The sequence below is a fragment of the Neisseria sp. P0009.S010 genome (assembly GCF_051958545.1).
Classification (GTDB): Bacteria; Pseudomonadota; Gammaproteobacteria; order Burkholderiales; family Neisseriaceae; genus Neisseria; species Neisseria subflava_A.
Genome location: NZ_JBQCVH010000001.1, coordinates 1 through 20,984, shown reverse-complemented (window position 1 = coordinate 20,984; position 20,984 = coordinate 1). Strand labels below are relative to the sequence as shown.

The following is a 20,984-nucleotide window of genomic DNA, read 5'->3' as shown; positions in this document are numbered from 1 at the left end:
AAGGTGCATAAGCATGAATCACGCTCGAGAAATCGCTGCTTTAAACAACAGCCTTTCTGATTTGAAAGGCGACATCAATGTTTCGTTCGAATTTTTCCCGCCGAAAAACGAACAAATGGAAACTATGCTATGGGATTCCATCCATCGCCTGCAAACCTTGCATCCGAAATTCGTTTCCGTAACCTACGGTGCAAACTCCGGCGAACGCGATCGCACACACAGTATCGTCAAACGCATCAAACAAGAAACCGGCCTTGACGCCGCCCCCCACCTGACCGGTATCGATGCCAGCCCTGACGAGTTGCGTCAAATTGCCAAAGACTATTGGGACAGCGGTATCCGCCGTATTGTTGCCCTACGTGGCGACGAGCCGCCCGGCTACGAGAAAAAACCTTTCTATGCCGAAGATTTGGTCAAACTGTTGCGCTCCGTGGCCGACTTTGATATTTCCGTAGCGGCCTATCCAGAGGTGCACCCGGAAGCCAAATCCGCCCAAGCCGACTTGATCAATCTGAAACGCAAAATCGATGCGGGTGCAAACCACGTTATCACCCAATTCTTCTTTGACGTGGAAAGCTATCTGCGCTTCCGCGACCGTTGCGTGATGATGGGCATCGACGTTGAAATCGTTCCCGGCATCCTGCCTGTAACCAATTTCAAGCAATTGACCAAAATGGCCCAAGTGACCAATGTCAAAATCCCAAGCTGGCTGTCTAAAATGTACGAAGGTTTGGATGACGACCAAGGCACGCGCAACCTTGTTGCCGCCAGCATCGCCATCGACATGGTCAAAGTCCTCTCTCGCGAAGGTGTCAAAGACTTCCACTTCTACACCCTCAACCGCAGCGAACTGACTTACGCCATCTGCCATATTTTGGGTGTACGCCCCCGTTAATAAAACAGACGGCCTCCCCATTCTGATTTACAATATCGAACATTCAGGCCATACCGGCCTGATTAAAAATTCCAACTAGGAGAGTTAACATGACAACATTGCATTTTTCAGGCTTCCCGCGCGTCGGTGCCTTCCGCGAATTGAAATTCGCACAAGAAAAATACTGGCGCAAAGAAATCAGCGAGCAAGAATTGCTGGCTGTTGCTAAAGACTTGCGCGAGAAAAACTGGAAACACCAAGCTGCTGCCAACGCTGATTTCGTTGCTGCAGGTGATTTCACTTTCTACGACCACATCCTCGACCTGCAAGTTGCCACCGGTGCCATCCCTGCCCGTTTCGGCTTCGACAGCCAAAACCTGTCTTTGGAACAATTCTTCCAACTGGCCCGTGGTAATAAAGACCAATTCGCTATCGAAATGACCAAATGGTTCGACACCAACTATCACTACTTGGTGCCTGAATTCCACGCCGATACCGAATTTAAAGCCAACGCCAAACACTACGTTCAACAGCTGCAAGAAGCCAAAGCTTTGGGCCTGAAAGCCAAACCGACCGTTGTTGGTCCGTTGACTTTCCTGTGGGTTGGTAAAGAAAAAGGCGCTGTTGAATTCGACCGTCTGAGCCTGTTGCCTAAACTGTTGCCTGTTTACGTTGAAATCCTGACTGCTTTGATTGAAGCAGGTGCCGAGTGGATTCAAATCGACGAGCCTGCTTTGACTGTCGACCTGCCTAAAGAATGGGTAGAAGCATACAAAGACGTTTACGCTACTTTGAGCAAAGTAAGCGCCAAAATCCTGTTGAGCACTTACTTCGGTTCTGTTGCCGAACACGCTGCTTTGCTGAAATCCCTGCCTGTTGACGGCCTGCACATCGACTTGGTACGCGCTCCTGAGCAACTGGACGCATTTGCCGATTACGACAAAGTTCTGTCTGCCGGCGTTATCGACGGCCGCAATATTTGGCGCGCCAACCTGAACAAAGTTTTGGAAACTGTTGAGCCTCTGCAAGCCAAACTGGGCGACCGTTTGTGGATCTCCAGCTCTTGCTCTCTGCTGCACACTCCATTTGACTTGTCAGTTGAAGAAAAACTGAAAGCCAACAAACCTGACCTGTACTCTTGGTTGGCATTCACCCTGCAAAAAACCCAAGAATTGCGCGTTCTGAAAGCCGCATTAAACGAAGGTCGTGATTCCGTTGCCGAAGAACTGGCTGCCAGCCAAGCTGCTGCCGACTCCCGTGCCAACAGCAGCGAAATCCACCGTGCAGACGTTGCCAAACGCCTGGCCGATTTGCCTGCCAACGCAGACCAACGCAAATCTCCATTTGCCGACCGTATCAAAGCGCAACAAGCATGGTTGAACCTGCCTCTGCTGCCGACTACCAACATCGGTTCTTTCCCTCAAACTACCGAAATCCGCCAAGCACGCGCAGCCTTCAAAAAAGGCGAACTGTCTGCCGCCGATTACGAAGCTGCGATGAAAAAAGAAATCGCCTTGGTGGTTGAAGAGCAAGAAAAACTGGACTTGGACGTACTGGTACACGGCGAAGCTGAGCGTAACGACATGGTTGAATACTTCGGCGAACTGTTGAGCGGTTTTGCATTCACCCAATACGGCTGGGTACAAAGCTACGGCTCACGCTGCGTTAAACCACCTATCATCTTCGGTGACGTAAGCCGTCCTGAAGCCATGACTGTGGCTTGGTCTACTTACGCTCAAAGCCTGACCAAACGCCCGATGAAAGGTATGTTGACCGGTCCTGTAACCATTCTGCAATGGTCTTTCGTCCGCAACGATATTCCTCGCTCTACCGTGTGCAAACAAATCGCACTGGCTCTGAACGACGAAGTATTGGACCTGGAAAAAGCCGGCATCAAAGTCATCCAAATTGATGAACCTGCCATCCGCGAAGGTCTGCCTTTGAAACGTGCCGATTGGGATGCCTACCTGAACTGGGCCGGTGAATCTTTCCGCCTGTCCTCTACCGGTTGCGAAGACAGCACCCAAATCCACACTCATATGTGCTACTCTGAGTTCAACGACATCCTGCCTGCCATCGCCGCCATGGACGCTGACGTCATCACCATCGAAACTTCACGTTCCGACATGGAGCTCTTGACTGCGTTCGGCGAGTTCAAATACCCGAACGACATCGGCCCAGGTGTTTACGACATCCACAGCCCACGCGTACCGACTGAAGCTGAAGTTGAGCACCTGTTGCGCAAAGCCATCGAGGTTGTACCGGTTGAACGTCTGTGGGTTAACCCAGACTGCGGCCTGAAAACACGTGGCTGGAAAGAAACTCTGGAACAACTCCAAGTGATGATGAACGTAACCCACAAACTGCGTGCCGAACTGGCTAAATAATGTGAGTTAGATGAAAAGGCCGTCTGAAAATTTTCAGACGGCCTTTTTTTATTTATCGATATTTAGACCATAAAGATTACAGCTTCAACAGCTTACAAAATCCCTGTCGTTGTATGATGCTCTTCCACTCCTGATGTATACACATTCTTAGTATGGTGATACACAGCATCTTTAGTTGTTGCGACAATATAGTTTGCTTCTGACAAGATATCGCTCAAGGCAACTTTACTGCCGGTCGTATTCACCTTTGTCAGTGCTGCACCATTATGGCTATTGCCTTCTGAATACGTTTTGATGTTATTTTCAAAGCGCAGCCATGAATCATACAGTTCGTCTTTGATGTCCGTCATGATTTTATTGTTGGCTACATTTAAAGATGCCTTGCCCTTAGGGTTGGTACTGTATACGTCTACCAAAACATCATCTAGGGCACCACCAAGTTTCAATGTGTTATTAGTGATGTTGTACTCTTTGGCATTGCTTTTCAAATAAGCAAATTCGACATAGCCGTCAGATTTTTCACGCACGGAAATTTTGTTGTTGTGAATTGTCACCGCACCATGCATAGCGACATTGCCATGGTGTTCTTCCACATAAACCGGTACTGCGCCTTTCATAATCTTGCCGATATCGGCATCATTGCCGCTAATGGTAATAGTACCGCTGCCAATGCCGTTTTTAGATAAAACGCGGTCGTAGGTATCGTTGATGACGGCAATCAGATATTTGGTGGATTCGCCGCTGATCTTGTTATTTGCCATATTGAGCGTGTAATCCATTTTGCTTTCATGGTTACGGAACTCAATCGCGTAAGTCTGAATATTGTTTTGATAAACCGTCAGATTTTTAATGACATTATTGCTGATATCGAAATAGCCTTTGTTAGCCGAGTGCAAATCTTTGTATTGGGTATTGGTTTGCACCTGAATCCCTGAATACATGTGATAGTACTTGCCCAAGTCATCATCAACATTCAAACGGAAGCTCGGGTCTTGGATAATGGTATTGCCGGTAATTTTGACTTTATCCATAGAAAACTGGCGGTTGTAAGCAGCAATACCATACAGCCGGTCACCTGTTAACACATTGTCTTCAATGACAATGCCTGTACCATCATGCACATCCAAGCCTTTGCGGTAGTTGTGGTTGGTCGTGTTTTTACGGTATGTGACACCGTAATTGTAGCTGCCCGCAACCACAGCCATACCGTAGCCGGTACCGCCATCCGCTTCGTGGCCGTTCCAATCCAAACGGTTGCCCTCGCCGATAAAGTTTTGTTGGAAACCGATCAGCGCACCGGCAACGCGGTTGTGGTGCAGATACGAATCAACAATACGGTTGTTTTCACCCAAAGGCAGCGCTTCATATTTTTCATCAATTTCGCCGCTTTGTACGCGCTCTTTAAAGGTCAGCTTTTGACCTTTTTCCTTTTCCAAAGAAGCGGTCGACGTGAACATCACACCAGCACGATTGGCACCGGAAACCTCTACTTTACTGATTAAAGTATTGTCCGCATCGTTCACCAAAATGCCGTTTACCTTGCCAAAATAGCTTAAGCCTTTGCGGTAAAAATCAGGGTTGGTATATTGAACCGACAAGTTGGCAATGGTTTTATTGTTTTGTCCATCGATCAAGATACCGGCAAATTGGCGAATGTCATCATGGTTGGTGTTCGGATTGAACACGCCTGTCTGCGCCTTATCAAACGTTACTTTGGTTTTACCCATCCCCGAACCAAACAAACCGCGTGCGCCGGAAACGGTTTTATCCATCACAATCTGGTTGGAAATATAGTAGGTACCATCCAAGAAGACCATGGCTTTTTCTTTATGAGCCGCCTCTAAAGCCGCTTTAAATGCCTGAAGGCTGTCCTTTTTACCCTGCGCATCGGCACCAAAATCATTCACACGAACATAATTACCATACTCTTTAGATTGATACACGCGGTATTTTCCAGAGACACCGGCCCTGCTTTCGGCATAATCGTCAATTTTGTTTTCTTTGACTGAACTGAGGTGGCTATCGTGACTCATGGCTGTTTTTTTGCCGGAAGAAACGCTCACGACTTTGTTATGGCCGTCTGAATCGTTCAAAATCTTTTTATGCACAATTTCGACTGTTTTTTTTCCTTCGGCAATTCTGTCTTCTGCCTCTTTTTCTTTGCGGGCAGCGTCTTGTTTGGCTTTACGCTCTGCAATCGCTTTTTCGACTGCTGCTTTATGCGCTTCTTTTGCATGCTCGACGGCGTTTGCTTTGGCTGTGGCGGCTTCGGCTATTTTTTTTGCTTTAGCCTCTTCGTATTTTTTTTGCTTTTCAGCCAAAATTTTTTCCATCGATTGATTAACCGGTTTGTTTACCGGCTCTTTTGAAACAACCTGTTTGTCCGTTACTTTAGACGCAATGGTATTTTTACCAGAAACGCTACTTGCAGAAGCAACACTGGCCCGTACGACACGCATTTTTGTTACAACGCCGTCTGAAGATGATGAGGTACTGTTCAATCTTGCCGCCTCAGCCACATGAACCGCATCTCTCGTTACAGTATTTTTACCGCTTAATTGCTTGGGTTCAGGAAAAACAGACGGACTTCCCCCAAAATTTTGGGTGTGTATCCATTCTTTTAGAGGAGAAGATGATTCGGAAGTGGTTTCAGGAGTTGAGGAGCCTTGACGGATATGGGTACGGCCAAGAGGGGCAAGTTTATGTGACATAATCAGCGTATTTCCTTGTATCAAATATCGTCCTTTTCCACCGCACAAGCGTGCAACAAAAAAGTTCGATGAATAAAGAGGTAAGACGGATTCTGTCGTAACAGCAATTGCCTGTATAAAGCTAGCCACTTTGAGAAACTCGGCAGCGTTTCCCCTTCTGCCGATTTTCTGATTGAAAACGGTAATGGTGTTTGGACAGAACCCTTGGATGGCTTTTATAGGCAATCTGTCCGCGTACCATGTGTCCGGTTATTTTTGACGGAAAATGTATCAGAGTCCCTTTTTAATTAATTAGTTCATCCAAAGTTAAGTTATTTTTGATTTTTATAGCAAAATAAAAATGGTTTTATCTTGCATTGTTTTTCTTTTTGGCGTGACAGAGTTAATACCGCGAAGCCAAAAAGGAGGGGAATTCTAACACAATATGTTTTTAGCATTTCCCATTTAACTAAATTTACAAAATAAATATCTATAAATGTTTTTAACTTCATCGAAAAATCAATAAAATTCGATATTTTCAATGTGTATTTTTACAACATAATTGCGCATTATATACCGATTATCTTAAAATGCTACCGTTTGTTTGTAAAATTTAGCATTTTATTATTTATCTTCCCTCTCTAAAATCCAATAAAAAAGGCCGTCTGAAAAAATATTTCAGACGGCCTTTTTTATTGAATGCGTTCTATTTAACAAACTTCGACCAACCAGCCATGTTTGTCTTCTGCCAAACCGTATTGAATGTCGGTAATCGCCTTACGGATTGCATAACCGCGCTCTTGGCTCTTCACTTCGATTTCTTCGCCATCAATCACGAAAGAAGTTACCGGAGAAATAACCGCAGCCGTACCAGTCAGAATCGCTTCCGCACCATTCTCAATCGCGGCTTTCAGCTCGTCGACAGTAAAGTTGCGCTCGGTAACAGTGTAGCCCAAATCTTTGGCAACAGTCAGTACAGAATCGCGGGTAACGCCGTGTAAGAATTCGTCGGTCAACGGTTTGGTAATGATTTCATCGCCGTTAATCAGGATAAAGTTAGACGCGCCGGTTTCCTGAACATCGCCATTCGGGCAGAACAACACTTGGTTTGCACCATATTCAGCTTTGGCTTTCAACACCCAAGGCATGGCGGAAGCGTAGTTGCCGCCGCATTTCACACGACCCATATGTGGGGCGCAACGGATGTGTTCGGTTTCCACCAAGATTTTAACGGGCGAACCGGCTTTGAAATAGTCGCCGACAGGAGAAGCCAGAATGTACAGCAAAGCAGTTTCGGAAGGAGAACCGGCTTTACCGATCACAGGGTCGGTACCGATCAAAGTCGGACGCAGGTACAAAGCGGCAGGCGCATCAGGGATTTCCTCGGCGGAACGTTTGACCAATTCGATCAAAGCATTCAAATAAGCCTCTGTCTTAGGACGCGGCAGGTGCAGAATATCTGCGCTTTGCTGCATACGCGCGATGTTAGCGGTCGGGCGGAACATCACGATTTTGCCGTTTGCCTGACGGAATGCCTTCAAACCTTCAAAACATTCGCTGCCGTAATGCAAAGCATGTGCGCCGGGGGCGAGTGTCAGGTCTTTGGAAGATTGCCATTCTACCGGTTGCCATTTACCTTCACGATAAGCGATAACGGGCATTTCAGCGTGAAAAACGCTGCCGAATACGGCTGGAACTGGTCTGCTCATGATGATTGCCTTTCTTATTCTGATGTGCAAAATAAATTAATTAATTAAAGACTGAACAATACGCCTTTCAATATAGGTTTGACAAGTACCCGTCAGCATAAAGACACCGTCCCCCTGCCGTCTGAAACATGCCGTCCTATCCGAAATCCGGCAAATCGTTTAAACTGATACCATTTTTCAGACGGCCTGCCCCAACCGCAGCCAACCCGGAGTAACCCATGAAACTCATCTCTACCATCATCAAAATCCTGATTCTTCTTGTTTTCCTCCTGCTGGCCATCACCAATACCCACACCGTATCCTTCTTCTACCTGCCTGGCCAAAACATCAATCTGCCGCTGATTGTCGTGCTTTTCGGTGCATTTATTATCGGCATCGTGTTCGGTATGTTTGCCCTCTTCGGCCGTCTGTTGTCCCTGCGCAGCGAAAACAACCGTCTGCGCGCCGAAGTGAAAAAACACGCCCACCTTTCCGAAAAAGACCTGACTCCAGTCAAAACCGAGACACCGGCAACGACTTCCGAAACCACTCCTAAAGCGTAACGCCACCAATCAATAAAGGAATACCATGGACAATGAATTGTGGGTCATCTTACTGCCCATCGTCCTCCTCCCCGTTTTCTTCGCTATGGGCTGGTTTGCCGCGCGCGTCGATATGAAGACCGTCCTGAAACAGGCCAAAAGCATACCGGCAGGGTTTTACAAAAGCCTTGATGCCCTCGTTGACCGCAACAGCGGCCGTGCCGCGCGTGAATTGGCGGAAGTGATTGACCAGCAGCCGCAGTCATACGACTTAAACCTGACTTTGGGCAAACTCTACCGCCAACGCGGCGAAAACGATAAAGCCATCAATATGCACCGCGCCCTGCTCGATTCGCCCGACACCGTCAACGAAAAACGCGCGCGCGTGCTTTTTGAATTGGCGCAAAACTACCAAAGCGCAGGCTTGGTGGACCGTGCCGAACAAATCTTCCTCGGTTTGCAGGAAGGCGATATGGCACGCGAAGCCCGCCAACACCTTTTGAGCATTTACCAACAGGATCGTGATTGGGAAAAAGCCATCGAGATGGCACAGCTCTTGAGCCATGACGAACAAACCTACCAGTTTGAAATCGCCCAGTTCTATTGCGAAATTGCCCAAGCCGCGCTGTTCAAATCCAACTTCGATGCCGCCCGCTACAACATCGGCAAAGCACTCGAAGCCAACAAAAAATGTACACGCGCCAACATCATCCTCGGCGACATCGAATACCGTCAGGGCAATTTCCCTGCCGCAGTGGAAGCGTATTCCGCCATCGAGCAGCAAAACCACGCCTATCTGAGCATGGTCGGCGAGAAACTCTATGAAGCCTATGCCGCGCAAGGCAAACAGGAAGAAGGCCTCAACCGCCTTATCGGCTATATGCAAACCTTCCCCGAGCTTGACCTGATCAACGTCATCTACGAGAAAGCTCTGTTGCTTAAGGGCGAAACCGAAGCGGCGCAAATCGCTGTCGAACTCGTCCGCCAAAAACCCGACCTCAACGGCGTGTACCGCCTGCTTGGTTTGAAACTCAGCAATATGAATCCGGAGTGGAAAGCCGATGCCGATATGATTCGTTCGATTATCGGCCGCCAGCTGCAAAAAAGCGTCATGTACCGCTGCCGCAACTGCCACTTCAAATCCCAAGTCTTCTTCTGGCACTGCCCTGCCTGCAATAAATGGCAAACCTTTACGCCGAATAAAATCGAGATTTGATCAAGCGTTAAGCATTAAAAAAAGGCCGTCTGAAATCTTTTCAGACGGCCTTTTTATTACGAAACAAAATATCAAAGCGGTTCAAAACATGGCTGTACACACCAGCAATATCTGTCAACAACGCTGCCCTGCCCATGCCAACGCCGCTACAATCTGAGCCTCAATATCGGCATTAAACTCGCCTGCACGGTACGCATCGCGCAATTCTGTGCGACGGGTTTCATCTGCCGCAATTTGGTTTAACACCACTTGCGGAAACTCGTTAAACACAGGCCCTTCCTCTTCATGACCCATCAAAAACAGCGCAGGAATTTTTTGATTGGCGCGGACGATTTCCTGTTGGCGCGGATTCTCAAAACGGCTGCTGTCGCCAAAATCGTTTCGGGCAATATAGTTGACGCGGATATTGGGATTCAACTCCGTCATTTTTTGAATAAACGGCACAAACACGCGGCAATCAGGGCAATATGGCGCAGCGGCAAGCAGCCAGTTTTGCAGACGGCTGATCTTTTTGACCGCCGCTACCGTTTGCGCCGACAGCTCGGTTGCCTGATAGAGTTGCTGCTGTTTCAATTTGTCTTCTTCAGTATCAAAATCCAAATATTCTGCATAATTGGCCATGCTTTACTCCTGTTCTGTTGTATCGGTTTTCCCTGCCACACCGGTCAAAAGCGGAACAAGCAGATTGACGACGAGGTTTTCAAATAGCGGCTCATCAAGAGGCGATTCGTCCGAATGGCCAAACACCAGCTTCACTTCGGTATATTCTTTCTGCCCTTTGCTCATTTTGTTGCCGTTAAAAACCTCATGGGCTTTTCTCAAGGCAGCATCCCAATCCTCTTTCTTGTTGTACTCCTCCGCAGCGGCAAGGCTGGTTTTGGCAAAAAACGGCAAGGGGGTATTTTGTCCGATTCGGAAATATACCAACCATTCTTTCAAAAGTGCCCTCGCCACCTCTTGCCCGATGGCGGCATAGGTTTCGGTCTGTCCCAGGCTGACAATATAGGTTTGTCGGCTTTCAACGGATTTAGGGGCGATGGCGCAAAAAATCAAATGCTCCAATAAACGGGCAATGCGGTTGGGTGCATTGTCTTTTTGATTTAGGAACACAATGCGGCCGCACTCATAAAGATTGCCGATGGTGCCTTGTAAAACCAAATCGTCAAAGTGTTCTTCATAAGGTTCAGACGGCCTTTTGTTACTGCGTATCAGCTCGGCATCCACGTTTTTCGCAGATATTTGATACTGCTTCTGCCACAAACTGCCCAACTCGCCTACCGGCATCAGGCTTTCTGCATTCAGCCGAATGGCCGTATCTTCAAAGTCTTCCCCTTTGCGCCGCGCATCCAAATAGGCATCGGCAATCCGACCTTCATGTTGCGGCTCAAACGGTTCGGCAGATTCCCATGCGCCGTCCAGATACGGCTGATCCCAGCTTAAATTTTTCTTCAGCCAAACTTTGACAGGATTACGCCAAAAACTGATGAGCTCGCCTTGATGAATGGTCTTGTCTGGCTCTTCCTGACTTAAAGCCTCAAGGAAAAACGGCTGCGCTTCCGCTTGCGGTTGGTTCAACGCATCGGCGTAATCTTGGCGCGTACTGAAGAGGCCCTCTGAAAGCGCGTCCTTTTGGAAATAACGGCGTGAAAACGCCTGCAACGGATGATGTTTCACCCATTTCTCCGACAACTCGCGCCCGCTTTTCCCTGTCATGGCGGCAATGGTATCCAGTAGTTCGCTGATTAACGAAGACGACGCAAACTCGGCATCATTGCGTATATCGCGGCCGATATAAGACAAATACAGCATTTCACGTGCGCTGATTAAGGCTTCAAGGAAAAGATAACGGTCGTCGTCGCGGCGGGCGCGGTCGCCTTTTTTCGGATGCTTGGCAATCAGGTCGAACACTGCCGCTTTGGTATTGCGCGGAAAATCGCCGTCATTCAAACCCAACAGGCAAACCATTTTAAACGGCAGGCTGCGCATCGGCACCATACTGCAAAAAGTGATGCCACCGCTCAAAAATCCGGCTTGGCTTTCGCTGTCCAAAAAGCGGCGGATATGGCGGATAATGGTTTTACACGGCAACAATCCGTCAAATTCGGCCAACTGCGCCTCTTCCTGCCATTTCGCCAAAGATTGCTCAAACTGTTGCTTGGCGTATTGGTCGTCCGTATCCGGAGCAAACAGTTTCTCCAACAAATCGCGACAACGCTGCACCCAGCTTTCCACATTGGCAGGCTCTTGCCATTGCGCCGCCATATCGGCCAAAGTACGGACAAATTCGGCAAAACCGCTGAACACGTCCAACTGGTTGACGTTGCTATGCCACGCGCTCACGCCCTGCCACATGCCGTTGCCGCCTTCGGGCAGCATCCAGCCCAAGGCCAAACGCTCTACCGCCTGTTGCCAAGTAAAGAGGTTGTCTTTGCCCTCGCGCATGGTTTGGTCCAAACCCCAATGCACATTTAATCCGGCAACAGTCTCATGCAGCAGTGGCACATCTTCCTCGCTCAAACCGAAGCGTTGCAGCACCAACCGGCTTTCCAGCAAAGGCAAAACCTTGTCTACTTCAAACCGGCTCTCCAGCAAGTCCAAAGTTTGCGCCAAAGCATACAGCAACGGCTGACGGCGGCTGAGTTTCACATCCGAAATCGAATACGGCAAAGCCTGGCTGCCTGCCTGCTCCTGTCCGAAAACAGCTTCGATAAACGGACTGTACGGCTCAATGTTCGGCGTCAACACGGCAATATCGTGCGGCTGCCAGTCGGGATTTTTTTGCAACACCAGCGACAGCTCTTCTTTCAAAATCTGCAATTCGCGCAAAGGGCTGTGTGCCGCAACGATTTTGACCGAGCCGTCGTTCAGCAGCTTGTCCGGCTCGACACACACTGGATTGCCGTCCGCATCGTGAACCTGAAACAAAGTCGGCTGCGCGCCTGCTTCGCCTTCTTCCTGTTGATACAAGCGTTCAGACGGCATGATTAAGTTTTGAATATCGTTTTGCAGGCAATGCAACAAGGTATCGTCTTTTCCCTCTTCATAAACCTGAATATCCTGCTCAGTTTCCACTTCCAACAGAAAATCAAAGAAATCGCGCCCCTGCTTGCCCAAAGAAGCCAACAGCGGATGCCCTGCCTGCGACAAATCCGCCTCATCGCCCCTTTTCAAAATCTGCGCCTCGTCGATGACCTCGCCCCAATATTGGCTACTCGGATTGAGCGCAAACACAAATACATCGCAATGCTTGGAAATTTGGTGCAGCAGTTGCAGATACATCGGTGCCATTGTCGAAATGCCGAATACAAACAACCTTTGCGGCAAAACCGATTTATCCAACTGTGCCAACAGCTTTTCCCACAAGGCCACGCGGTGCGGCGCAGATTGGCTGCCATCGTCCAAATAACGCCACAGCCGCGCCTGCCAATCCTCATCATCGCCCAAACCCAGCAGCTTACCAGCCTGCCACGCATCAATCCAATCCGGGCGGTACACCAAATATTGGTCGAAAATATCGGCCATTTGTCCAGCAAGCTGATAATCTGCCGATGCCGAGCTGTGCAAATAACTTTCCAGCTTCAGGCGTACGTTTTCGTATTCCGGGGCCGTCTGAAACACTTCGCTGCGGAACAAATCCAGCAAACGCCAGCGCATGACTTCAGGCGAAAACGGACTGAGCGGCGGCACATCGGGAACCAATTTGCGCATCAGCTGCCACGCCAAACCGGCAGGCAGGCTGAACTTCAAATTCGCCGCCACGCCGAGTTTGCGCGCAAAAAACACATTCAGATACCGCCGCATCCCCTGGCTCTGCACCACCACTTCTTCCTGCGCCAATACAGAATCCAAGGGCAAGGCCTGATGAATATGCGCGCACATTTCGGCAAGCGCTTCCAAACGGTCGGACTGATAAAGATAAAACATAGCAGACAATCTAAAAAACAATTGCCCACATTATAATGCCATTAGGACAAATGCTTCAGCAGAAGCGGCAAACAAAAACACAGGCCGTCTGAAACACATCGCTTCAGACGGCCTAAAACAAACCCATCGGCAGCCAATTATTAATTATTTATCGACCCCTGTACAAACCGGCTTCTCCTATCCTATAATTTCCCACATTCGGAATGTAGCGCAGCCCGGTAGCGCACTTCGTTCGGGACGAAGGGGTCGGAGGTTCGAATCCTCTCATTCCGACCAAATACAAAACCTGCTTGAGTCCAAGCAGGTTTTTTACATTCGGCAAGCCTATACTTCCGGCGGCGGGAAAGGCGCGCCTTCAGGATGTTTGTAGCGGTTGTACATAAACAAATATTGTTCCGGAAAACGGCGTATCCAATATTCGGTATTTTCATTGATCACGCGCGCATCGTTCTCCTTATCGCCGTTCAACTCGCCGCGCAAAGGCTCTATATGCAAGACAAAGCCTTTACCGTCGGGCAAACGCTCGCCGCAGAAAAACAAAGCCTTCACGCCTTTGACTTGCGCCAGCTTGCCTGCCAACGTCATGGTGTAGGCAGGTTTGCCGAAAAAGTCCACCCACACGCCGTCGCCCCCTTCTTCCGGAGACGGCACATGGTCTGGCAACACAATGGTCGCTTCGCCACCGCGCAGCGCTTTGATGATTTGTTTGACGCCCTGAATGCTGGTCGGTGCAGTCTTGCCTTTACCGCGCACGCGCCCTGCCTGCATTACCGCATCAAATGCCTTGATTTTCGGCGGCTTGTACATCGCCGTCAGCGGAAACGGCAGCTGCTGGCTGATGTAGCGGCCGGCCAAATCATAGCTGCCGATGTGCGGCGTGATAAACAGCAAACCTTCACCCGCGCTCAAGGCCGTCTGAACATGTTCCCAACCGTTGACGCTGACAAACAGGTTTTCAATTTCCTCAGGCCGTCTGAAAAACGCCACCGGCAATTCCAAGCCGCCTTTTGCCGTTTCACGGAAAACTTTTTTTACCGCCTCGTCCGTCGGGTTCAAACCGGCAAGTGTCATGTTTTCGAAAACACGCCGGCGATCTTTCGACAGCACGCGGAAACCCAAACTGCCGAGCAGGTTGCCTAATTTGTGCAACCAAGCCAAAGGCAGCGCGGCCAAAAATTTAAAAACAAAGGTAACAAGCGTTTGCATAAGGTTTTACCAAAATGAAGTGGATAGATTGTAAACGAAACAGGCCGTCTGAACAAAACAGACGTCGGGCAAATATATTGCGGCACACCTGCTTTTCTGCTACTATCCGCGCTGCATTAAGAGTTGGGAATTCCATGCCAACCTGCTTTTCAGAAAGAAAGGTAAGGTGGACGGTTGAAAAACCGATGTGGCTCGCCAGAGCAATCCAAACCCGCTTAATGCGGGAATTTTTTTGCCTGTAAGAAACGCGCAACAGGATTCCGAAACAGCAGACAAGTGCGAATGTTTCTCACTTGTATAGAGAAAAAGCGGAGTTTTTGTTATGATTTCCGCTGTCCGAAATAAAAGGCCGTCTGAAAACACAGCAGCCTGTTTTTAATGAAAGAATAGCAATGAGCGAATATCTGTTTACTTCCGAATCGGTATCCGAAGGCCATCCGGATAAAGTTGCCGACCAAGTATCCGATGCGATTTTGGATGCCATCTTGGCGCAAGACCCCAAAGCGCGTGTCGCTGCAGAAACCTTGGTCAACACAGGCTTGTGCGTATTGGCAGGCGAAATCACTACCACCGCCCAAGTGGACTACATCAAAGTCGCACGCGAAACCATCAAACGCATCGGCTACAACTCCTCCGAGCTGGGCTTTGACGCCAACGGCTGCGCAGTCGGCGTGTACTACGACCAACAATCTCCGGACATCGCCCAAGGCGTGAACGAAGGCGAAGGCATCGACTTGAATCAAGGCGCGGGCGACCAAGGTTTGATGTTCGGCTATGCCTGCGACGAAACCCCTACCCTGATGCCGTTTGCCATCTATTACAGCCATCGCCTGATGCAACGCCAAAGCGAATTGCGCAAAGACGGCCGCCTGCCTTGGCTGCGTCCTGATGCCAAAGCCCAACTGACCGTGGTTTACGACAGCGAAACCGGCAAAGTAAAACGCATCGACACCGTCGTCCTGTCTACCCAGCACGATCCGTCTATCGGTTACGAAGAGCTGAAAAACGCCGTGATCGAACACATCATCAAACCGGTTCTGCCGTCTGAACTGCTGACCGACGAAACCAAATACCTGATCAACCCGACCGGCCGCTTCGTTATCGGCGGCCCGCAAGGCGACTGCGGTTTGACCGGCCGTAAAATCATCGTCGATACCTACGGCGGCGCAGCTCCGCACGGCGGCGGCGCATTCTCCGGCAAAGACCCGTCCAAAGTGGACCGTTCCGCCGCTTACGCCTGCCGCTATGTTGCGAAAAACATCGTCGCCGCCGGTTTGGCAACCCAATGCCAAATCCAAGTTTCCTACGCCATCGGCGTTGCCGAACCGACTTCGATTTCCATCGATACTTTCGGTACCGGCAAAATCAGCGAAGAAAAACTGATTGCCCTGGTTCGCGAACATTTCGACCTGCGCCCTAAAGGCATCGTCCAAATGCTCGACCTGCTGCGCCCAATTTACAGCAAATCCGCCGCCTACGGCCACTTCGGCCGTGAGGAGCCTGAATTTACTTGGGAGCGCACCGACAAAGCAGCCGCATTAAAAGCAGCCGCAGGCGTGTAAACTTCCGCATTTGAGGCCGTCTGAAAAGCAAAACGTTTTCAGACGGCCTTTTTCCTTATACAATAGCCACTTGAATTTCTATATACATTCTGAATAAAGGATACGGATTATGTTCGGCAAACAACTTTTTGAAGAAGTCAGCTCCAAAATCAGCGAAACCATCGCCAACAGCCCTGCCAAAGACATGGAGAAAAACGTTAAAGCCATGCTCGGCAGCGCGTTCAACCGCATGGATTTGGTGACCCGTGAGGAATTCGACATCCAACAACAGGTTTTGATTAAAACCCGTACCAAACTGGCCGAATTGGAAGCCCGTTTGGCCAAACTCGAAGCTGCTCAAGAGCCTGAAGAAGCTGCTTTGAAAGCTGCCGAAGCCGCTGCGGAAGAAGCTGTTGCCGAAATCAAACAACAAACCGAAGCTGCCGAATAAGGCCGTCTGAAACATGTCGCTTGCTTTGGTTTACAGCCGCGCCTTAAGCGGCATGAATGCGCCGTTGGTCGAAGTGGAAGCCCACCTTGCCAACGGCTTGCCACATTTCAATATCGTCGGTTTGCCCGATACTGAAGTCAAAGAAAGCCGCGACCGTGTGCGTGCCGCCATTATCCAAAGCGGCTTCGACTTTCCCGCCAAGAAAATTACCGTCAACCTCGCACCGGCCGACCTCCCAAAAGAATCCGGCCGTTTCGATTTGCCTATTGCCTTAGGCATTCTTGCCGCATCGGGACAAATCAACCCTGAAAAGCTCACCCAATATGAGTTTGCCGGAGAATTGGCGCTGTCCGGCTTGCTGCGTCCCGTACGCGGCGCGCTGGCCATGGCATGGCAGGGAATGCAGGCAGGCCGTTCGTTCGTTTTGCCGCAAGAAAATGCCGAACAGGCTGCCGTTATGCGCGGTATCGCGGTTTATGGTGCGCGTTCTTTGGGCGAAGTGGCCGCGCATTTAAACGGCATCGAACCGTTGACACAAACCGAATGCAAGCTGACGCAAAGGCCGTCTGAACAAAGTAAAATTCCTGATTTAGCCGATGTTAAAGGCCAGCATACTGCCCGCCTTGCCTTGGAAATCGCAGCGGCAGGCGGACACAGCTTGTTGATGATGGGGCCGCCAGGAACGGGCAAATCCATGCTTTCGCAACGTTTGCCTGGCATCCTTCCTCCTTTGACCGAAGACGAATTAGTCGAAGTATGGGCATTGCGTTCGCTCCTGCCCAACCATCAACAGCAACTCGACAGCAACCGTCCTTTCCGCAGCCCTCATCACAGCGCCAGCTCGGCTGCTATGGTAGGTGGTGGTTCAGACCCGCGTCCGGGCGAAATTTCATTGGCGCATCACGGTGTGTTGTTTTTAGACGAATTGCCCGAGTTTGACCGTAAAGTATTAGAAGTGTTGCGCGAACCTTTAGAAAACGGCGAAATCCATATTTCCCGCGCCGCACGCCAAGCCGTTTATCCGGCCAAGTTCCAGCTCGTCGCCGCCATGAATCCCTGCCCTTGCGGCTATCTTGGCCATCCGTCCAAACCTTGCCGCTGCACGCCTGAAAGCGTTGCCCGCTACCGCAACAAAATTTCAGGGCCATTGCTCGACCGTATTGATTTAACTATCGAAGTACCCAGCCTTTCCGCTGCCGAGTTGATGCAACAAGAGGCAGGCGAATCCAGTGCTACCGTATTGGAACGCGTTACCGCCGCACGCAAAATCCAATACAACCGGCAAGGCAAAGTCAATGCAGAACTGAGTGTCGGCGAGCTCGATGGCAAAGCCCGCATCCAAAAAGAAGCGCAAGAAGCCTTGGGAACCATGCTCGAAAAACTGTCCCTTTCCGCCCGAAGTTTCCACCGTATCATGCGCGTCGCCCGTACGCTGGCCGATTTGGCAGGCGACGAAGAAGTCAGCAAAACCCATGTGATGAAAGCCATCGGCTTCCGTCGCGCCCTTTAACTTGTCAGACGGCCTGAATCTTTATGTTTAAGTAAAACTAGAGTAAACAAAGCATCAGGATTTTGCCGTCTATAACGGTTATTGATAAAATATCGAATCCAAACTCAGACAGTCTCACTTCAGGCCGTCTGAACACATTATTACAAGGTAAGTCATGAAAAAATCTACACAATATGGTAAAGGCTTGTCCGGTTTCTTTTTCGGCCTAATACTGGCAACAGGTATTATTGCCGGTATTTTGTTCTTCTTGAACCAAGGCAACCAAAACGTTTTCAAAGAGCTGACTCAGCCTAAACAAAGCGAAGAACCTGAAATCCTGAAACCTCAGGACAAAGCAGAGAAACGCCCAGCTACCGACACTTCATCTACCCAAGCAGATGAAGAAAAAGCCAAAGCAGAAAAAGAAGCGGCAGAGAAAGAAGTAAAATCTAAAGAAGAGGCTGAAAAAGCTGCCAAAGAAGCTGAAGAAAAAGCTCAAGCGGAAAAAGAAGCTCAGGAAAAAGCCGAACAAGCAGAACGTGAAGCTAAAGAAAAAGCAGAGAAAGCCGCTGCTGATAAAGCCGAACGCGAAGCTAAAGAAAAAGCTGAAAAAGCCGCCGCCGAACAAGCCGAACGTGAAGCCAAAGAAAGAGCAGACAAAACTGCTGCCGATAAAGCCGAACGCGAAGCCAAAGAAAAAGCTGCAAAAGCTGAAGCAGAAAAAGAAGCTACTAAGAAAAAACTGGCTGAGAAAAAAGCCGAGTTAGAGAAAAAACGCGCAGAAAAAGAAGCTGCCGATAAAGTTACCAAAGACAAAAAAGCAGCCGACCAGCTGACTGCCAAACAAAAAGAGCGTGCCGAGCGCAAATTGGCCGAGAAAAAAGCGGCTGAAGCCAAAAAGCAAAACAAGCCGACACCTGAGCAAATCCTCAACAGCGGCAGCATCGAAAAAGCACGTAAAGCCGCAAATGCCTCTGCAACAAAAGAAAGCAGTAAACAGTCAGCAGAAAAAGCCGAAGCGACTGCCAACAGCGGTAAAAAAGCCTTCCTGCAACTTGGTTCATATGCAGACCGCTCCAGCGCAGACTCACAACGTGCCAAACTGGCTATTTTAGGTGTTTCTTCCAAAGTGGTTGAATCGCAAAACGGCGACAAAACCATTTACCGAGTTCAAAGTAACACCATGCCGCAGGAAGCCGCTGTAAAACTGCAAAAAAACCTGCAAGGCCATAATATCAATAGCTTGATTCGTTCTACCAAATAATGGAATCACTGATGAAGCAGCGTATAAAACAAACCATTGCCGCACTCAGCCTGAGCCTGCTCAGTCTGAGTGCGCAGGCTGCTACCGAGGGCGTGGACTATACTGTCCTCAGTCGCCCTATTCCGCAGCAACAAGCTGGAAAAATTGAAGTGCTAGAATTTTTCGGCTACTTCTGCGTCCATTGTTACCATCTCGATCCAGTTTTGTTGCAACACAGCAAAACCTTTGCCAAAGATGTTTCCTTGCGGACAGAACACGTCGTTTGGATGCCTGAAATGTTAGGCTTGGCCAAAGTAGCCGCTGCCGTTAATCTTTCAGGTTTGAAATATCAAGCCAATCCAGTCATCTTCAAAGCAGTTTACGAACAAAAAATCAACCTGGCTGATACCAATGTATTCCGATCATGGGTGGGTAAACAGACGAGTTTTGACAGTCAAAAACTGCTTCAAGCCTATAACAGTCCTACTGCCGCATCGGCTGCTGCAAAAATGCAGCAATTGACGGAAACTTATCGAATTGAAAACACACCAACTGTCATCGTCGGTGGTAAATACAAAGTCAATTTCAACGGTACCGACTGGAAAGCCGGTATGAAAACCATAGACGAGCTCATCGTCAAAGTCCGCCGCGAACAATCCTCAAAACCACTTTAACTAATCAACAAAAGAAAGACGGCCTCAAGGCCGTCTGAAAACTTATGGACATTCTGATTTTATTCAAAGCACTTATTCTCGGTGTTATCGAAGGTTTAACCGAGTTTCTCCCTATTTCCAGTACCGGTCACTTGATTGTATTCGGTAACTTAATGAACTTTCAAAGCAACGGAAAAGTATTTGAAATTGCTATCCAGCTCGGTGCCGTATTAGCCGTCGTATTCGAATACCGCCAACGATTTACCCATATCATAAAAGGACTCGGTAAAGAACGGACAGCCAATCGCTTTGTACTGAATTTATTTATTGCCTTCATACCTGCCGCAATTGTGGGTCTATTATTCAGCAAACAAATTAAATTACACCTTTTCAACCCAATTACTGTTGCTACCATGCTGGTACTCGGTGGCTTCTTCATTTTATGGGTTGAAAAACGCCAAGTAACAGCCAAACCTAAAGTCAATCATGTAGATGATATGCGCCCAATCGACGCATTTGTTGTAGGATGCGCCCAAATTTGCGCCCTTATCCCTGGTACATCACGTTCAGGCAGTACCATCATGGGCGGTATGTTGTGGGGGCTGGAACGTAAAACAGCTACCGAATTCTCATTCTTCCTTGCCGTGCCGATGATGATTGCGGCAACAGGTTACGACATCTTAAAAAACTACAGACTCTTTACCTTGCAAGATGTCGGACAAATTACCATCGGTTTTATCGCAGCATTTATCGCCGGTTTATTGGCAGTAAAAGCTTTGCTGAAATTTGTCTCCAGTAAAAACTATGTGCCTTTTGCCTACTACCGCATCGTATTTGGTGGTCTGATTCTCCTTACTTGGATGCTGGGCTGGGTCAGCTGGAGCGAATAACCCCTCTCCCCCCAAAGGACGTGTCCACACACGTCCTTTTCTTTTGCCCTTTTTTCTTTTATCCCTTCAGACGACCACCCTATGCGCCAAATGGTTTACACTCCGCATCATTACCCCTAAATATCTCCTCACCGTCCGTACAGCTTCCCTTCACCTTCATCTTCCCGCACACTACCGCCGTCAACGACTC

At 49.0% G+C, this 20,984-nt stretch carries 15 protein-coding genes, 1 tRNA gene and 1 riboswitch; of the genes, 11 read left to right on the top strand and 5 right to left on the bottom strand.

The features are described 5' to 3' along the window. Window positions 1–13: 13 nt before the first annotated feature. Both metF and metE read left to right on the top strand, forming a co-directional pair. Window positions 14–895, top strand: a complete 882-nt coding sequence (gene metF, locus ACTHSN_RS00080; RefSeq protein ID WP_049323818.1) for a methylenetetrahydrofolate reductase — start codon at window positions 14–16, stop codon at window positions 893–895. Window positions 896–984: 89 nt separating this feature from the next. Then, a complete protein-coding gene (gene metE / locus ACTHSN_RS00075) occupies window positions 985–3,261 on the top strand; it encodes a 5-methyltetrahydropteroyltriglutamate--homocysteine S-methyltransferase (protein ID WP_293206156.1) in 2,277 nt (758 codons plus the stop codon). A gap of 92 nt (window positions 3,262–3,353) precedes the next feature. Here the strand turns inward: metE and ACTHSN_RS00070 are convergent, their stop codons facing one another. Further along, entirely contained in the window at window positions 3,354–5,594 is a 2,241-nt protein-coding gene (locus ACTHSN_RS00070; protein ID WP_440365024.1) for a right-handed parallel beta-helix repeat-containing protein, read from the bottom strand. Between the two features lie 1,067 nt (window positions 5,595–6,661). Continuing rightward, window positions 6,662–7,660 carry a branched-chain-amino-acid transaminase gene (ilvE, locus tag ACTHSN_RS00065; RefSeq protein ID WP_285070809.1) on the bottom strand — a complete coding sequence of 333 codons (999 nt, stop codon included), beginning with the start codon at window positions 7,658–7,660 and terminating at the stop codon, window positions 6,662–6,664. Window positions 7,661–7,878: 218 nt separating this feature from the next. Between ilvE and ACTHSN_RS00060 the strand changes: the two genes are divergently transcribed. Both ACTHSN_RS00060 and lapB read left to right on the top strand, forming a co-directional pair. After that, the gene (locus ACTHSN_RS00060; protein ID WP_070589943.1) at window positions 7,879–8,202 is read left to right on the top strand and encodes a LapA family protein; all 324 of its coding nucleotides are present in this window, start codon (window positions 7,879–7,881) and stop codon (window positions 8,200–8,202) included. A gap of 25 nt (window positions 8,203–8,227) precedes the next feature. Beyond that, a complete protein-coding gene (gene lapB, locus ACTHSN_RS00055; protein WP_440364982.1) occupies window positions 8,228–9,397 on the top strand; it encodes a lipopolysaccharide assembly protein LapB in 1,170 nt (389 codons plus the stop codon). Between the two features lie 114 nt (window positions 9,398–9,511). Here the strand turns inward: lapB and ACTHSN_RS00050 are convergent, their stop codons facing one another. Together ACTHSN_RS00050 and recC are read right to left on the bottom strand one after the other, a co-directional pair. After that, the gene (locus ACTHSN_RS00050) at window positions 9,512–10,018 is read right to left on the bottom strand and encodes a thioredoxin family protein (protein ID WP_070645421.1); all 507 of its coding nucleotides are present in this window, start codon (window positions 10,016–10,018) and stop codon (window positions 9,512–9,514) included. 3 nt (window positions 10,019–10,021) lie between these two features. Then, window positions 10,022–13,321: an exodeoxyribonuclease V subunit gamma gene (recC, locus tag ACTHSN_RS00045; protein WP_440364981.1), complete on the bottom strand. Its 3,300-nt coding sequence runs from the start codon at window positions 13,319–13,321 to the stop codon at window positions 10,022–10,024. 199 nt (window positions 13,322–13,520) lie between these two features. On the opposite strand from recC, the gene ACTHSN_RS00040 reads away from it, so the two are divergent. Further along, window positions 13,521–13,597: transfer RNA gene (locus ACTHSN_RS00040), tRNA-Pro, on the top strand. A 48-nt stretch (window positions 13,598–13,645) separates the two neighbouring features. On the opposite strand, the gene ACTHSN_RS00035 is transcribed toward ACTHSN_RS00040, so the two are convergent. Then, complete coding sequence (locus ACTHSN_RS00035; protein ID WP_440364980.1) at window positions 13,646–14,527, bottom strand: lysophospholipid acyltransferase family protein; 882 nt, start codon at window positions 14,525–14,527, stop codon at window positions 13,646–13,648. A gap of 108 nt (window positions 14,528–14,635) precedes the next feature. Next, window positions 14,636–14,746, top strand: a riboswitch (SAM-I-IV-variant riboswitch). 173 nt (window positions 14,747–14,919) lie between these two features. On the opposite strand from ACTHSN_RS00035, the gene metK reads away from it, so the two are divergent. The 6 genes from metK to ACTHSN_RS00005 all read left to right on the top strand — a co-directional run bounded on the left by metK (window position 14,920) and on the right by ACTHSN_RS00005 (window position 20,794). Further along, window positions 14,920–16,089 carry a methionine adenosyltransferase gene (gene metK, locus ACTHSN_RS00030; RefSeq protein ID WP_049351011.1) on the top strand — a complete coding sequence of 390 codons (1,170 nt, stop codon included), beginning with the start codon at window positions 14,920–14,922 and terminating at the stop codon, window positions 16,087–16,089. Window positions 16,090–16,198: 109 nt separating this feature from the next. Beyond that, window positions 16,199–16,519 (top strand): accessory factor UbiK family protein, encoded by a 321-nt coding sequence (locus ACTHSN_RS00025; protein ID WP_003684455.1) that lies wholly within the window; start codon window positions 16,199–16,201, stop codon window positions 16,517–16,519. Window positions 16,520–16,532: 13 nt separating this feature from the next. Continuing rightward, window positions 16,533–18,029, top strand: coding sequence for a YifB family Mg chelatase-like AAA ATPase (locus tag ACTHSN_RS00020; RefSeq protein WP_295710140.1), 1,497 nt, complete (start codon window positions 16,533–16,535; stop codon window positions 18,027–18,029). A 154-nt stretch (window positions 18,030–18,183) separates the two neighbouring features. Continuing rightward, window positions 18,184–19,272, top strand: coding sequence for an SPOR domain-containing protein (locus tag ACTHSN_RS00015; protein WP_107810865.1), 1,089 nt, complete (start codon window positions 18,184–18,186; stop codon window positions 19,270–19,272). Window positions 19,273–19,283: 11 nt separating this feature from the next. Then, complete coding sequence (locus tag ACTHSN_RS00010; RefSeq protein ID WP_107810874.1) at window positions 19,284–19,925, top strand: thiol:disulfide interchange protein DsbA/DsbL; 642 nt, start codon at window positions 19,284–19,286, stop codon at window positions 19,923–19,925. A 44-nt stretch (window positions 19,926–19,969) separates the two neighbouring features. Continuing rightward, window positions 19,970–20,794 (top strand): undecaprenyl-diphosphate phosphatase, encoded by an 825-nt coding sequence (locus ACTHSN_RS00005; RefSeq protein ID WP_107792448.1) that lies wholly within the window; start codon window positions 19,970–19,972, stop codon window positions 20,792–20,794. Window positions 20,795–20,984 lie beyond the last annotated feature (190 nt).

What these genes read in the sequence shown, in the direction of transcription:
- ACTHSN_RS00025 (WP_003684455.1), top strand. Translation starts at nt 16,199, where the DNA reads ATGTTCGGCAAACAACTTTTTGAAGAAGTCAGCTCCAAAATCAGCGAA.
- recC (WP_440364981.1), bottom strand. Translation starts at nt 13,321, where the DNA reads ATGTTTTATCTTTATCAGTCCGACCGTTTGGAAGCGCTTGCCGAAATG.
- ACTHSN_RS00050 (WP_070645421.1), bottom strand. Translation starts at nt 10,018, where the DNA reads ATGGCCAATTATGCAGAATATTTGGATTTTGATACTGAAGAAGACAAA.
- ilvE (WP_285070809.1), bottom strand. Translation starts at nt 7,660, where the DNA reads ATGAGCAGACCAGTTCCAGCCGTATTCGGCAGCGTTTTTCACGCTGAA.
- ACTHSN_RS00020 (WP_295710140.1), top strand. Translation starts at nt 16,533, where the DNA reads ATGTCGCTTGCTTTGGTTTACAGCCGCGCCTTAAGCGGCATGAATGCG.
- ACTHSN_RS00005 (WP_107792448.1), top strand. Translation starts at nt 19,970, where the DNA reads ATGGACATTCTGATTTTATTCAAAGCACTTATTCTCGGTGTTATCGAA.
- ACTHSN_RS00070 (WP_440365024.1), bottom strand. Translation starts at nt 5,594, where the DNA reads ATGGAAAAAATTTTGGCTGAAAAGCAAAAAAAATACGAAGAGGCTAAA.
- ACTHSN_RS00035 (WP_440364980.1), bottom strand. Translation starts at nt 14,527, where the DNA reads ATGCAAACGCTTGTTACCTTTGTTTTTAAATTTTTGGCCGCGCTGCCT.
- ACTHSN_RS00015 (WP_107810865.1), top strand. Translation starts at nt 18,184, where the DNA reads ATGAAAAAATCTACACAATATGGTAAAGGCTTGTCCGGTTTCTTTTTC.
- metE (WP_293206156.1), top strand. Translation starts at nt 985, where the DNA reads ATGACAACATTGCATTTTTCAGGCTTCCCGCGCGTCGGTGCCTTCCGC.
- metF (WP_049323818.1), top strand. Translation starts at nt 14, where the DNA reads ATGAATCACGCTCGAGAAATCGCTGCTTTAAACAACAGCCTTTCTGAT.
- ACTHSN_RS00060 (WP_070589943.1), top strand. Translation starts at nt 7,879, where the DNA reads ATGAAACTCATCTCTACCATCATCAAAATCCTGATTCTTCTTGTTTTC.
- ACTHSN_RS00010 (WP_107810874.1), top strand. Translation starts at nt 19,284, where the DNA reads ATGAAGCAGCGTATAAAACAAACCATTGCCGCACTCAGCCTGAGCCTG.
- metK (WP_049351011.1), top strand. Translation starts at nt 14,920, where the DNA reads ATGAGCGAATATCTGTTTACTTCCGAATCGGTATCCGAAGGCCATCCG.
- lapB (WP_440364982.1), top strand. Translation starts at nt 8,228, where the DNA reads ATGGACAATGAATTGTGGGTCATCTTACTGCCCATCGTCCTCCTCCCC.